The organism is Streptomyces sp. MNU89 (genome assembly GCF_020982505.1).
GTDB classification, from domain to species: Bacteria; Actinomycetota; Actinomycetes; order Streptomycetales; family Streptomycetaceae; genus Streptomyces; species Streptomyces xinghaiensis.
Genome location: NZ_JAJKLL010000001.1, coordinates 2,651,746 through 2,664,857, shown reverse-complemented (window position 1 = coordinate 2,664,857; position 13,112 = coordinate 2,651,746). Strand labels below are relative to the sequence as shown.

General features: G+C 71.3%; 12 protein-coding genes. 3 read left to right on the top strand and 9 right to left on the bottom strand.

Going from position 1 to position 13,112, the window contains the following annotated elements:
* Window positions 1-15: 15 nt before the first annotated feature.
* From E4N63_RS11280 to E4N63_RS11270, 3 genes are all read left to right on the top strand, one after another.
* Window positions 16-723, top strand: coding sequence for a hypothetical protein (locus E4N63_RS11280; RefSeq protein ID WP_230240559.1), 708 nt, complete (start codon window positions 16-18; stop codon window positions 721-723).
* A gap of 347 nt (window positions 724-1,070) precedes the next feature.
* Complete coding sequence (locus tag E4N63_RS11275) at window positions 1,071-2,009, top strand: serine protease (RefSeq protein WP_230240558.1); 939 nt, start codon at window positions 1,071-1,073, stop codon at window positions 2,007-2,009.
* Window positions 2,010-2,105: 96 nt separating this feature from the next.
* Window positions 2,106-2,336: a hypothetical protein gene (locus E4N63_RS11270; RefSeq protein ID WP_125622136.1), complete on the top strand. Its 231-nt coding sequence runs from the start codon at window positions 2,106-2,108 to the stop codon at window positions 2,334-2,336.
* A 41-nt stretch (window positions 2,337-2,377) separates the two neighbouring features.
* Here E4N63_RS11270 and E4N63_RS11265 read toward each other — a convergent pair whose 3' ends face one another.
* From E4N63_RS11265 to E4N63_RS11225, 9 genes are all read right to left on the bottom strand, one after another.
* On the bottom strand, window positions 2,378-3,757 hold the full coding sequence (locus E4N63_RS11265; protein WP_125622138.1) for an aspartate aminotransferase family protein: 1,380 nt from the start codon (window positions 3,755-3,757) through the stop codon (window positions 2,378-2,380).
* Window positions 3,742-4,221, bottom strand: coding sequence for an Lrp/AsnC family transcriptional regulator (locus E4N63_RS11260; RefSeq protein WP_230240557.1), 480 nt, complete (start codon window positions 4,219-4,221; stop codon window positions 3,742-3,744). Before E4N63_RS11260 ends, E4N63_RS11265 begins: the two co-directional genes overlap by 16 nt.
* 183 nt (window positions 4,222-4,404) lie before the next feature.
* Window positions 4,405-5,832, bottom strand: a complete 1,428-nt coding sequence (locus E4N63_RS11255) for an FAD-binding oxidoreductase (RefSeq protein ID WP_230240556.1) — start codon at window positions 5,830-5,832, stop codon at window positions 4,405-4,407.
* Window positions 5,829-6,650: an ABC transporter permease gene (locus tag E4N63_RS11250; protein WP_125622142.1), complete on the bottom strand. Its 822-nt coding sequence runs from the start codon at window positions 6,648-6,650 to the stop codon at window positions 5,829-5,831. Before E4N63_RS11250 ends, E4N63_RS11255 begins: the two co-directional genes overlap by 4 nt.
* Window positions 6,650-7,588: an ABC transporter permease gene (locus E4N63_RS11245; RefSeq protein ID WP_230240555.1), complete on the bottom strand. Its 939-nt coding sequence runs from the start codon at window positions 7,586-7,588 to the stop codon at window positions 6,650-6,652. The genes E4N63_RS11250 and E4N63_RS11245 overlap by 1 nt, the downstream gene beginning before the upstream one ends.
* A complete protein-coding gene (locus E4N63_RS11240; protein WP_230240554.1) occupies window positions 7,585-8,721 on the bottom strand; it encodes an ABC transporter ATP-binding protein in 1,137 nt (378 codons plus the stop codon). The genes E4N63_RS11245 and E4N63_RS11240 overlap by 4 nt, the downstream gene beginning before the upstream one ends.
* A 21-nt stretch (window positions 8,722-8,742) precedes the next feature.
* Window positions 8,743-9,963: a spermidine/putrescine ABC transporter substrate-binding protein gene (locus tag E4N63_RS11235; RefSeq protein ID WP_185831080.1), complete on the bottom strand. Its 1,221-nt coding sequence runs from the start codon at window positions 9,961-9,963 to the stop codon at window positions 8,743-8,745.
* A gap of 67 nt (window positions 9,964-10,030) precedes the next feature.
* Window positions 10,031-11,587 (bottom strand): gamma-aminobutyraldehyde dehydrogenase, encoded by a 1,557-nt coding sequence (locus E4N63_RS11230; RefSeq protein ID WP_230240553.1) that lies wholly within the window; start codon window positions 11,585-11,587, stop codon window positions 10,031-10,033.
* A 167-nt stretch (window positions 11,588-11,754) separates the two neighbouring features.
* Window positions 11,755-13,104: an aspartate aminotransferase family protein gene (locus E4N63_RS11225; RefSeq protein ID WP_230240552.1), complete on the bottom strand. Its 1,350-nt coding sequence runs from the start codon at window positions 13,102-13,104 to the stop codon at window positions 11,755-11,757.
* Between the last annotated feature and the right edge of the window lie 8 nt (window positions 13,105-13,112).

Genomic DNA, 13,112 nt, shown 5'->3' with positions numbered 1-13,112 from the left:
ATGAGGAGAGACACCGTGGCGAACCAGACCCTCCGAGGCCGCGGCGGCACCGGCGCCCCCCGGCAGCGCGCCGTGGCGGCGGCCGCCCGCGCCGCGGCCAAACGAGCCGAAAGGACGCGAGGCACCACCGGGCCCACCGGGTCCGGCGGGCCCACGGAGCCCACGGAGCCCACCGGGCCCGCCGAGGAGCCGTCCCCCCGGCCGGCCGCCGAGCCAGCCCGCCGCCGCGGCCTGCTGACTCCGGCACTCGCCGTCCTCACCCTCCTGGGCTTGGCCGCGACCGCCACCCTCGGTCTGCAGCACCGGGAGGCCGGGCGCACGGCCGAGGCCCGCACGGCCGCCCTCGCAGCGGCACGCAAGGCAGCCCCGGTCATCCTGTCGTACGACTACCGCCACCTGGACCGCGACTTCCGCGCGGCCCGGTCCCACCTCACCGCCCCGTTTCTCGGCCAGTACAGCAAGACCACCACATCCGTGGTCGCGCCGACCGCCAAGAAGTACCGCGGGGTGGTCAAGGCCACGGTCGCCAGTCCGCCGGGCGGCGACGCCCCGGCGGCCTCGGTGGTGTCGGCCACCCCGGACAAGGCCGTGGTGCTGCTCTTCATGAACCAGGCCACCACCAGTACCCAGATCTCGGGCCCGCGCCTCGACCTCAACCGCGTCCGGATGACTCTCGTGCGGACGCCGCGGGGCTGGAAGGTCGGAGCGGTGGACGCGTTGTAGAAGGCTGTGGAAAGAGGCCGGCCGGTGCGGCGCCGCGCGGAAGGTCCGGCCCCGGATCGTGGGGACTCGCGCGCCGGTCTCATGAGCCGGCCCGGTCGACCGCGAGGCCCACGGCCGCGGGCGGGCGGCCCGTTCCGCCGGCCCTGCTGACGGAAGTCCGGTCCGGAGGCGCCGTCGGTGCCGAGCACCTTCTGGCGCGATAGGCGTCATTGACGGCATCGTGACGGACTCCTAGTTTCATCTACCAAAGCGTCAATTTCGCACTTTCAAGGAAGTGGGAGCCAGTGATTCGGCTTAGACGCACATTTCTCGCTTTATCCGCAGCGGCAGTTGTCCTCCTGGCCGGCGTGGAGACCGCCTCGGCGCAGTCTCCGGCCTCCGCGCAGCCGTCGTCAGATCCGGGAGCGACCGTCACCGCGACGGCCGGGCTGGACACCGGTGCGCGGATCAACTCCGCCGACACCGCTGAAGAACTGGAGAGTTACTGGACCCCGGAGCGTATGCGCAACGCGATACCGGTATCCGTCGAAGGCACCGCCCAGCGTACGGGCGGCCTGGCCGGAGACACCTCCGAGGGGCCGGCGGGCTCCACCCCGCCCGCACCGCCGCGGAAGGACATGGTCCGGCCGACCATCACCGAGACGGCTGTCGCCGGCAAGGTCTTCTTCACCAAGCCCAGCGACGGCAAGGACTACGTCTGCTCCGCGAGCGCCCTCAACAGCTCGTCCAAGCAGATGGCGATCACCGCGGGCCACTGTGTGCACGAGGGCAACGGCGGTGACTGGATGCAGAACTGGGTCTATGTGCCCCGCTACCGGGACGGCGCCCGGCCGTTCGGAACCTTCGCGGCCAAGCAGTACCGGGCGTTCAACGGCTGGATCAACGACGGCAGCTTCGACTGGGACGTGGCCATGGTGACCACCTGGCCGCTGAACAGCCAGAAGCTCGTCAACGTCACCGGCGGCAACGGTCTGAGCTATAACTACTCGCGCGAGCAGGCCGTGACGGTGAACGGTTATCCCGGGGACCGGGACAACGGGCAGCGCCAGTGGTATTGCCAGGGAACGACCCAGCGGGTCGGCGTGCTCGACGGCAGGATCCAGCTCCGCTGCGACTTCGGCGGCGGCTCGAGCGGCGGCCCCTGGATGCGGCAGTTCAACGAAAGCAGTGGCCTTGGCTACACCAACGGGGTCACCAGCACGGTCAACAGCGAAGGCTGGAACCGGAGTTCCTACTTCGGGGACAGCGTCAAGCAGATGTTCGACGACCAGGGCGGCGCGACGTAGCCGCACTCCAGGACCCGGTGCCCGCTCGACCGCTGCGGCTAGACTGGTCGAGCGGGCTCCCCGCAGCGCTTCCGAGCCTCGCAGGAGGTCATTGACGTGAAAGGCTCCGCACCGCGCAAGCTTCTCCTCCTCGCGGGGGTGGCCGCCGCGATCGCCGGCGCGATCGCCCTGCGCCCGGAGGCCGCGGAGACCCCGGGCCCGTCCCCCGCCCCGGACGGCGGGACGTCGGTCTCCGAGGTCCAGGAGGACCCGTCCGCCGTCCAGGAGTACTGGACGCCCGAACGGATGGAGAACGCCGAGCCGGCTCCGATGGAGGAAGACGACTGAGCCGTCGCTGCCGCTCCCGCTCACCGCCGCCCGGCCGCGGGTCAGAGCTTCGTCCACGCCTCCGTCAGGACGGAGCGGAGGATCTGCTCGATCTCGTCGAAGGTGCGCTGGTCGGAGATGAGCGGCGGGGCGAGCTGGACGACCGGGTCGCCGCGGTCGTCGGCGCGGCAGTACAGGCCGTTCTCGAACAGCGCGGGGGAGAGGAAGCCGTACAGAACGCGTTCCGTCTCCTCGTCGGTGAACGTCTCCTTGGTGGCCTTGTCCTTGACCAGTTCGATGCCGTAGAAGAAGCCGTTGCCGCGCACGTCGCCGACGATGGGCAGGTCGTGCAGCCGCTGCAGGGTGGTGAGGAAGGCGTTCTCCTGGTCGAGCACGTGCTGGTTGAGGCCCTCGCGCTCGAAGATGTCGAGGTTGGCCAGGGCCACGGCGGCGGAGACGGGGTGGCCGCCGAAGGTGTAGCCGTGCAGGAAGGTGCTGTCGCCCCGGTAGAAGGGCTCGGCGAGGCGGTCGGAGATGATCGCGGCGCCGATCGGGGAGTATCCGGAGGTCATGCCCTTGGCGCAGGTGATGATGTCCGGCACGTAGTCGAACTTGTCGCAGGCGAACATCGTGCCGAGGCGGCCGAAGGCGCAGATGACCTCGTCCGAGACGAGGAGCACGTCGTGGCGGTCGCAGATCTCGCGCACGCGCCGGAAGTAGCCGGGCGGCGGCGGGAAGCAGCCGCCGGCGTTCTGCACCGGCTCGAGGAACACCGCGGCGACGGTCTCCGGCCCTTCGAAGAGGATCTCCTGCTCGATCTGGTCGGCGGCCCAGCGGCCGAATGCCTCCGGGTCGTCGCCGTGGACCGGCGCGCGGTAGAAGTTGGTGTTGGGCACCTTGTGCGCGCCGGGCACCAGCGGCTCGAACGGGGCCTTCAGCGCCGGGAGTCCGGTGATGGACAGGGCGCCCTGCGGGGTGCCGTGGTAGGCCACGGCGCGGGATATCACCTTGTACTTGGTGTGGTTGCCGGTGAGCTTGTGGTACTGCTTCGCCAGCTTCCAGGCGGTCTCCACGGCCTCGCCGCCGCCGGTGGTGAAGAAGACCTTGTTGAGGTCCCCCGGTGCGTAGCCGGCCAGCCGCTCCGCCAGTTCGACGGCCCTGGGGTGGGCGTAGGACCAGATGGGGAAGAAGGCGAGCTCCCGGGCCTGCTTCTGCGCGGCCTCGGCGAGTTCGGCGCGGCCGTGCCCGGCCTGGACGACGAACAGCCCGGAGAGGCCGTCGAGGTAGCGCTTGCCCTGGTCGTCGAAGACGTGGGTGCCCTCACCGCGCACGATGGTGGGGACGGGGGCGTTCTCGTACGACGACATCCGGGTGAAGTGCATCCACAGGTGGTCGTACGCGGTACGGGACAGGTCCTTGCTCACGGTTATCGGGTTCCCCAGGTATAGGTCTGCTTCCGCAGCTTGAGGTAGACGAAGCTCTCGGTGGAGCGGACGCCGGGCAGCGTCCGGATCCGCTTGTTGATGACTTCGTGCAGGTGGGCGTCGTCCTCGCAGACGACCTCCACGATGAGGTCGAAGGAGCCCGCCGTGATGACGGCGTAGGCGACCTCCTCCATCTCGGCGAGGGCGTCGGCCACCGGTTCGAGGTCGCCCTCGACGTTGATGCCCAGCATCGCCTGCCGCAGCAGGCCGACGGTGAGCGGATCGGTGACGGCGACGACCTGCATGGCGCCCTGGTCGAGCAGCTTCTGGACCCGCTGCCGCACCGCCGCCTCGGACAGGCCCACGGCCTTGCCGATGGCGGCGTACGGGCGGCGCCCGTCCTCCTGGAGCTGTTCGACGATGGCGAGGGAGACGGCGTCGATCAGCGGGCCGCCGTTCGCTTTCTTGTCATCACGGGCCATGGCCTCACTCTTCCCGAGGGACCTCCGTAATGCAACCCTCTTGCGACGTAATCGGTTTTCGAAATGCCATTTCGCAACTGATTCCGGAGGTATTGCGAGGTGAATCAGTCGAAAACGTGGATCCGGGCGCCCGTGGGCGGACGGTGTGGACAGTGTGGACGCCGCCGGCCGTCGGGGACGCCGTCAGCTGTCGAAGCCCAGCCCCAGGCGGTCCAGCGCCCGCAGCCACAGATTGCGGTGCCCTCCGCGGGCGTCGGCCCGGGCCAGTGACCACTGGGTGAGGCCGATGCCCGCCCAGCGCACCGGCTCGGGCGGGAAGGGCAACGGCTTCGTCCGGACCATCTCCAGCGCGGTGCGCTCGCTCTCCACCCCGTCCAGCAGGTCCAGCATCACCTCCGCGCCGAAGCGTGTGGCCCCGACGCCGAGACCCGTGTAGCCGGCCGCGTAGGCGACACGGCCGCCGTGCGCCGTGCCGAAGAACGGCGCGAAGCGGGAGCAGGTGTCGATGACGCCGCCCCAGCGGTGGGTGAAGCGCACCCCCTCCAGCTGGGGGAAGCAGGCGAAGAAGTGCCGGGCGAGCGTGGCGAAGGTCTCCGGGCGCTGGTCGTGGTCCGGATGGATACGGCTGCCGAAGTGGTAGAGCACGTCGTAACCGCCCCACAGGATGCGGTTGTCGGCGGTGCGGCGGAAGTAGTGGAAGTGGTTCGCGCTGTCGCTGAGCCCCTGCCGCCCGCGCCAGCCGATCGCGGCGAGCTGCGCGGCGTTGAGCGGCTCGGTCATCAGCGCGTAGTCGTAGACGGGGACGACGTACGGGCGCACCCGCCGCACCAGGGACGGGAAGGCGTTCGTGCCGAGCGCGACCCGCCGCGCCCGCACCCGCCCGTAGGGGGTGCGCACGGCCATGCGCCCGCCGTCGCCCGCGAGCGCCTCGGCGGGGGTGTGCTCGTAGACGCGGACGCCTGCGTCGAGGCAGGCCCGGCGCAGTCCCCAGGCGAGGCGGGCGGGGTTGAGCAGGGCCACGCCGTCGCGGTCCCACAAGCCCGCCAGGAACGTGGGGGAGTCCACCTCGGCGCGTACGGCCTCCCGGTCCAGGAAGGTCATCCCGCCCAGGCCCAGCCGCTCGGCCTCGGCGGCCGTCTCGCGCAGTTCGGCGATCTGGTGGGGCTCGGTGGCGACGTCGATCTCGCCGGTGCGTTCGAAGTCGCAGTCGAGCGCGTACCGTTGCACGGCCTGCTCGATGGCGTCGAGGTTGGCCCGGCCCAGCTTCTCCAGGACGGCGATCTCACCCGGCCAGCGGGCCACGCCGTTGGCCAGGCCGTGGGTGAGGGAGGCCGCGCAGAAGCCGCCGTTGCGTCCGGAGGCGGCCCAGCCGGTCTCCCGGGCCTCGATGACGACGACGTCCCGGTCCGGGTCCCGCTCCTTGGCCAGCAGCGCGGTCCACAGTCCGCTGTAGCCGGCGCCGATGACGAGCAGATCGCAGCTCTCCTCGCCGACCAGGGCCGGGGCGGCGGCGGGCCGGCGTGCGGGGTCGTCCAGCCAGAAGGGCACGGGCCGGGCGCCCGCCAGGGCGTGCAGGGCGGCGTCCGCCGCCGGGGTGTCGCGGCTGGTCATGCGGTGCTCCTTCCCCGGCGGCGCGCGGTGAGCTGTCCGGCCAGCACGATGCCGACGGCGATCAGGAACATGGCCGTCCCGATCACATTGACCTGCACGGGCACCCCGCGCTGGGCGGCGCCCCACACGAACATGGGGAAGGTGACGGTCGAGGGGCCCGCGTTGAACTGGGTGACGACGAAGTCGTCGAAGGACAGCGCGAAGCTGAGCAGGGCGCCCGCCGCGATGCCGGGGGCGGCCAGCGGCAGCGTGACCCGCAGGAAGGTCTGGAGCGGCCCGGCGTAGAGGTCCCGGGCGGCCTCCTCCAGCCGCGGGTCCATGCTCGCCACCCGCGCCTTGACCGCGACGACGACGAAGCTCAGGCAGAACATGATGTGCGCGATGAGGATCGTGGTGAAGCCGAAGCCGACGCGCATGTTGAGGAACAGCGTGCCGAGCGAGGCGGCCATCACCACCTCGGGCATGGCCATGGGCAGGAAGATCAGCCCGTTCGCCGTGCCCCTGCCGCGGAAGCGGTGGCGGGCCAGGGCGAAGGCGGCCAGGGTGCCGAAGGCCGTCGCGCCGAGCGTGGCGAGGACGGCGATCTGCAGGCTCAGCGTGAGCGAGCCGCACATGTCGGCCACCCCGCAGGGGTTGGTCCAGGCCTCGGTGGAGAAGGTGCGCCACTCGTAGTTGAAGCGCCCCGCCGGGTTGTTGAACGAGAACAGCATCACCACCGCGTTCGGCAGCAGCAGATAGAGCAGGCCGGCGAGGCCGGCGAGGACGACGGCGTTGCGGCGCAGCCAGCGCACGGGCGTCCATGAGGTCACGGCGGTCATCAGACCAGCTCCTCCGTTCCGGCCTTGCGCATATAGACGGTGACCATGATCAGGATGAGGGCCATGAGCAGGAACGACATGGCGGCGGCGGTCGGGTAGTCCAGCACCTTGAGGAACTGCTGCTGGATCGCGTTGCCCACCATCTGCTCCGAGGGGGAGCCCAGGAGCTGGGCGTTGATGTAGTCCCCGGAAGCCGGGATGAAGGTGAGCAGGGTGCCGGCGACGACCCCCGGCAGCGAGAGCGGGAAGGTGACCCGGCGGAAGGTGGTGGCGGGGCCGGCGTAGAGGTCGCGGGCCGCCTCGTGCAGGGACGGGCTGATCCGCTCCAGAGAGGCGTAGAGCGGCAGGATCATGAACGGCAGGAAGTTGTACGTCAGACCGCAGACGACCGCCAGCGGCGTGGCGAGCACCCGTTCACCGCTCGTCAGACCGAGCCAGGCCGTGACGTCCAGGACGTGCAGCGCCTCCAGGGCGCCGACCACCGGGCCGCCGTCGGACAGGATCGTCTTCCAGGCGAGGGTGCGGATGAGGAAGCTGGTGAAGAACGGCGCGATCACCATCACCAGCAGCACGTTCCGCCAGCGCCCGGCGCGGAAGGCCAGGGTGTACGCGAGCGGGTAGCCGATGACCAGGCAGAGCGAGGTGGCCGTGGCCGCGTAGCCGAAGGAGCGCAGGAAGTGGACGCCGTACTCCCGCAGCGCCTCACCGTAGGTGGCGAAGTGCCAGGTGACGCGGTAGCCCTCCTCCAGTGAGCCGGTCTGCACCGAGGTGGACGCCTGGTAGACGAGCGGCGCGACGAAGAAGACCGCCAGCCACAGGCCGGCCGGGAGCAGCAGCCAGTACGGGGTGAGGCGGCTGCGCGGCGCGCGGACGGCCGCCGGGGCCGGACCGCCGGACTCGCCGGTCGCCGGCGGCGGGGCGGTGGCCAGGGCCGTCATATCGCCTCCTCGCCGGTGCCGGCGGCGATCTCCCGGCCGGGGTCGCGGCCCGGTTCCAGCCCGAAGGTGTGCGCGGGGTTCCAGTGCAGGACGACCTCGGCGCCGGCGACGAGCCGCGGGTCGCGTTCCACGTTCTGCTGGTAGACGGCGAACCCGGGGCAGGCGGGGGTCTCCACCAGGTACTGCACGGAGACACCGAGATAACTGGCCTCCGTGATGCGGCCGGTGAGCCGGTTGCGGCCGGCGGGCACCCCGCCGGCGTCGTCCGCCGGGGTGAGGGAGATCTTCTCCGGACGCACCCCGACCAGCACCCCGTCCCCGGCACCGGTCCCCTCCGGCATCCGCGCTGAGGGCAGCCGCAGCGGGCTGCCGGCGGCCTTGACCTCGGCCTCCCCGCCGCCGGCGGCCGTCACCTCGGCCTCGACGAGGTTGGAGGTGCCGAGGAAGTTGGCGACGAAGGCGGTGCGCGGGTGCTCGTACAGCTCGGCCGGAGCGCCGAGCTGCTCCACGCGCCCGGCGCGCATCACGGCCACGGTGTCGGCCATCGCCATGGCCTCCTCCTGGTCGTGCGTCACGTGCACGAAGGTGATGCCGACCTCGGTCTGGATGCGCTTGAGCTCCAGCTGCATCTGCCGGCGCAGCTTGAGGTCGAGGGCGCCCAGCGGTTCGTCGAGCAGCAGGACCTGCGGCTTGTTGACGAGGGCGCGGGCCAGCGCGACGCGCTGCTGCTGTCCCCCGGAGAGCTGGTGCGGCCGGCGGCGGGCCAGGTGGCCGAGCTCGACGAGCTCCAGCATCTCCGCGACCTGGTTCTTCACCTGCTTCATCCCGCGGCGGCGCAGTCCGAAGGCCACGTTGTCGTGGACGTCGAGGTGGGGGAAGAGCGCGTAGTTCTGGAAGACGGTGTTGACGGGGCGGCGATGCGGCGGCAGCGCGGTGATGTCGGTGCCGTCGAGCAGGATGTGCCCGGTGGAGGGCTCCTCCAGCCCGGCGATCATACGGAGGGTGGTGGTCTTGCCGCAGCCGGAGGCGCCGAGGAGGGCGAAGAAGGAGCCCTCGGGGATGGTGAGGTTCAGCGGGTGGACGGCGGTGAAGTCGCCGAACGTCTTGCTGACCCCGGTGAGCTGGATCGTCATGCGTGCGTGTCTCCGGTGGGTTCAGGCGCCGATGAGCTTGGCGAACTTGGTCTCGTAGCGCTCCTCTTCCTTGGCGCTGAGCGGCCGGAAGTTGTGGCCCTTCGCGATCATTTCCTCGTCGGGGAAGATCAGCTTGTTCTCCGCCAGCTCCTCGTCGATCTTCCGCATCTCCTGCTGGGCGCCGGTGACGGGGCAGATGTAGTTGACCCAGGCGGCCAGCTCGGCGGCGACCTTCGGCCGGTAGTAGTAGTCGATGAAGGCCTCGGCGTTGGCGCGGTGCTGCGCCCCGGCGGGCACCAGCAGGTCGTCGGTGCCGAACAGGTAGCCGGTCTCCGGCAGATGGAAGCGCACATCCGGGTTGTCGAAACCGAGCTGCACGATGTCGCCGGCCCAGGCCACGCAGGCGGCGATGTCGCCCTTGTTGAGCCCGTCCATGTAGTCGTTGCCGGTGAAGCGGCGTATCTGGCCCCGGTCGACTGCCTTCTGGACGAGGTCGACGGCGGCGTCGAAGTCGTCGTCGGTGAAGGACGAGGAGTCCGCTCCCATGCCGAGCATGACCAGGCCCATGGTGTCCTGCATCTCGGTGAGCAGGGAGACGCGGCCCTTGAGCTTCGGGTCGGTCAGCAGCTGCTCGACGCTGGTGACCTTCCGCCCGCCGGTGGCCTTCCGGTTGTAGGCGATGACGGCCGCGGTTCCGGCCCACGGGTAGCTGTACTGCCGGCCGGGGTCGTGGGGGGCGGCGCGGAAGCGGCCCTCCAGGTTCGTCACGGCGTTCGGCAGGTTGGCCTGGTCCAGGCGCTGCGCCCAACCCGCGCGGATCATGCGTCCGGCCATCCAGTCGGTCAGGCACACCAGGTCCCGGCCGGTCTTCTGGCCTGCGGCGAGCTGCGGTTTGATCTTGCTGTAGAACTCGTTGTTGTCGTTGATGTCCTCGATGTACTTGACCTTGATGCCGCTCTCGCGCTGGAACTCGCGCAGCGTGGGCCGCACGTTCTCGTCGTCGTCGTCGACGTCGATGTACAGCGGCCAGTTGGAGAAGGCCAGCACCTTCTCCTGCTGCGAGCGGTCCTCGCCGCGCTTCTCCTTGCCGGAGGCGCCGTTGTTCGCGGGCGGGATGCCGCAGGCGGCCAGGGCCGCGCCGCCGGCGGCCAGTCCACCGGCGCGCAGCAGCCGCCGCCGGCTCATGGCGGCCCGGCCGTTCGTGAGGCTGCGCTGCCATGCCTTGCGCACCGGCTCGGGCATGCCGTCGTAGGGGTTCACGGGGGCCTCCGGGTGATCGTCGGGAAACGGGAGAAGGGGGAGGGGGCTTTCAGAGGGCGAGGACGGTGCGGTGCCAGTCCTTGCGGGCCACTCCGGTGGTGTCGGACATGACGTGCTTGACCTGGGTGTACTCCTCGAAGGAGTAGGCCGACATGTCCTTGCCGTAGCCGGAGGCGCGGTAGCCGCCGTGCGGCATCTCGCTGATGATGGGGATGTGGTCGTTGACCCACACACAGCCCGCCCGCAGCTCCCGCGCGCCGCGCCCGGTGCGGTAGACGTCCCGGCTCCAGACGGAGGCGGCCAGGCCGTAGGGGGTGTCGTTGGCCAGCGCGAGGCCCTCGTCGTCCGAGTCGAAGGGCAGCACGGTGAGGACGGGGCCGAAGACCTCGCTCTGCACGATCTCGCTGTGCTGGGCCGCGCCGGTGACGAGCGTGGGCAGGTAGTAGGCGCCGGCGGCGAGGTCGCCGCCCGGGGCGCGGCCGCCGGTGGTGACACGGGCCCCGTCGGCGCGGGCCCGGTTGACGAATCCGGCGACGCGGTCGCGGTGCGCGTGCGAGACCAGCGGCCCGAGGTCGGTCGCCGGGTCCGACGGGTCCCCGAGGACCACCATGCCCATCAGGTCGGCCACGCCGGCGGTGAACGCCTCGTACAGCGGCCGCTGGACGTAGGCCCGGGTGGCGGCGGTGCAGTCCTGGCCGGAGTTGATGAGGGCCGCGGCCACCGCGCCGTGCACGGCCGCCTCCAGGTCGGCGTCGTCGAACACCACGAACGGCGCCTTGCCGCCGAGTTCCAGGTGGAGCCGCTTGACGCCCTCGGTGGCGAGCCGGGCCACGCGCCTGCCGACGGCCGTGGAGCCGGTGAAGGACACCATGGCGACACCGGGGTGGCCCACCAGGTGCTCCCCGGCCCCGGGACCGGCTCCGCTGACGATGTTGATCACCCCGTCGGGCAGGCCCGCCTCGTGCGCGGCCTCGGCGAACATCACCGAGGTGAGCGGGGTGAGCTCGGAGGGCTTGAGTACGACCGTGTTGCCCGCCGCGACGGCCGGGAGGATCTTCCACGCGGCCATCTGGAGCGGATAGTTCCAGGGGGCGACGGACCCGATGACGCCGAGCGGCTCCCGGCGGACGTACGAGGTGTGGTCGCCGCTGTACTCGGCGGCGGCCATGCCGTCGAGGCGGCGGGCGGCGCCCGCGAAGAACGCGACGTTGTCGATCGAGCCCGGTACGTCGAACTCCCGGCAGAGCCGCACGGGCTTGCCGCACTGCAGCGACTCCGCCCGCACCAGCTCCTCCGCCCGGCCGTCGAGCACCGTCCGCAGCCGGTGGAGGGCCTCGGAGCGCTCGGCCGGGGTGGCGCCGGACCACTCGGGCAGGGCCCGTCCGGCGGCGCCCACGGCCGCGTCGACGTCCTCGGGGCCGGCCAGTTCGTACTCCAGCAGCTGCTCGCCGGTGGCGGGGTCGGTGACCGCCTGCCGGTGCCCGGAGGTGCCGGCGGCGCGGCGGCCCGCGATGTACTGGGCGCCCTCCGCGAAGGGGGCGATCACGTCGGACGGCGGCCGGTCGGACGGCTGCTGAGACGGCTGCTGAGAAGGCTGGTCGGCCATGGGGCATCTCTCCCGCTGTTGCGCTGAACGCTGCGGCTGGACCGGGGATGAGCGCCGATCCTGGCAGTCGGAATGGGTTTCAACAAGGGATTCCGTTCCAGAATTTTCCTGCGGCAACGAAATCGTGATTCCTGGGTAACGCGTCCCCACCGTGCGGGTGCGCTGCGTCACACGGCGTCCGTGAGGACCTCCGCGAGACCGTCGACGATCTCGTCCAGCACCGCACGGTCGCAGATCAGCGGCGGCGCGATCTGCAGCACGCTGTCGCCCCGGTCGTCGGGCCGGGCGATGATCCCCGCCTCGCGCAGCCGCCGGGGCAGCACGCCGCGCAGCAGCCGGTCCCGCTCCGCGGTGTCGAAGCGGGTGTTCGCCTCGTCCTTGACCAGTTCCAGGGCCCAGAAGAAGCCCGCGCCGCGCACGTCGCCGACGATCGGCAGGGACCGCAGCCCGGCCAGCCGGCTCTCCAGGTACGGGCTCAGCGCGCGCACGTTCTCCAGCACGCCGTCCCGCTCGAAGATCTCGATGTTGCGCAGCGCGACGGCCGCCGACAGCGGATGCCCGCCGAAGGTGACACCGTGCCGCAAGGGCTGCCCGGTGCCGGTGAGCGCGGCCGCGACCCGCTCCGCCACGACGACGGCGCCCATCGGCGCGTACGCGGACGTGAGCCCCTTGGCCAGGCTCACGAGGTCCGGTGTGACGCCCTCCCGCGCGATGCCGAACCACTCGCCGAGCCGCCCGCAGCCGGTGATGACCTCGTCCGCCATGAGCAGCGCCCCGTACCGGTCGGCCAGTGCGCGCAGCCCCCGCCAGTAGCCGGGCGGCGGGGTGAAGCAGCCGCCCGCGTTCTGCACCGGCTCGGCGATGATCAGCGCCACCTCGTCGGGACCCGCGGCGGTGATCGCCTCCTCCACCTCGGCCAGCAGGCGGGCGCAGAAGGCCGCCGGGTCGCCGCCGTCGGGCGCCCGGAACGCGTTGGTGGCGGACACGTGCGTGACGTCCACGGGCGCCCGCCCGAACGGCTCCTTGAACCTCGGCAGCCCGGTGAACGACAGCGCGCCCAGGGTGACCCCGTGGTAGGCGGTCTCCCGGGCTATGGCCTTCGTGCGCCGCGGCTCCCCGTTCGCCAGGTGGTACTCGCGTGCGATCTTCCACGCCGCCTCCACGGCCTCCGAGCCGCCGGAGGTGAAGAACACCCGGGTCATGCCCTCGGGTGCCAGCGCGGTGAGGCGCTCGGCCAGCTCGATCGCGGGCGGGTGCGCGGTGCCCCAGGTGGTGTTGAACGCCAGCCGGGTGAGCTGCGCGGTCGCGGCCTCGGCCATCTCGGCGCCGTAGGAGTAGCCCAGCTGGGAGCAGAACAGGCTGGACAGGGCGTCGATGTAGCGCTTGCCGCGGGTGTCGAAGACATACGGCCCCTCACCGCGTTCGAGGACGAGCAGATCGTCGATGCGCTGCGCCGAGAAGTGCAGCATCAGGTGGTGCGCCGCGGCGTCCTGCAGCGCGTCGTGCCGGGTGTTCACGTCGTCTC

Bases quoted from the DNA above. Each gene is read 5' to 3' on its own strand.
- E4N63_RS11260 (WP_230240557.1), bottom strand. From the start codon at position 4,221: ATGGCCCGTGATGACAAGAAAGCGAACGGCGGCCCGCTGATCGACGCC.
- E4N63_RS11255 (WP_230240556.1), bottom strand. From the start codon at position 5,832: ATGACCAGCCGCGACACCCCGGCGGCGGACGCCGCCCTGCACGCCCTG.
- E4N63_RS11250 (WP_125622142.1), bottom strand. From the start codon at position 6,650: ATGACCGCCGTGACCTCATGGACGCCCGTGCGCTGGCTGCGCCGCAAC.
- E4N63_RS11245 (WP_230240555.1), bottom strand. From the start codon at position 7,588: ATGACGGCCCTGGCCACCGCCCCGCCGCCGGCGACCGGCGAGTCCGGC.
- E4N63_RS11240 (WP_230240554.1), bottom strand. From the start codon at position 8,721: ATGACGATCCAGCTCACCGGGGTCAGCAAGACGTTCGGCGACTTCACC.
- E4N63_RS11235 (WP_185831080.1), bottom strand. From the start codon at position 9,963: ATGCCCGAGCCGGTGCGCAAGGCATGGCAGCGCAGCCTCACGAACGGC.
- E4N63_RS11230 (WP_230240553.1), bottom strand. From the start codon at position 11,587: ATGGCCGACCAGCCTTCTCAGCAGCCGTCTCAGCAGCCGTCCGACCGG.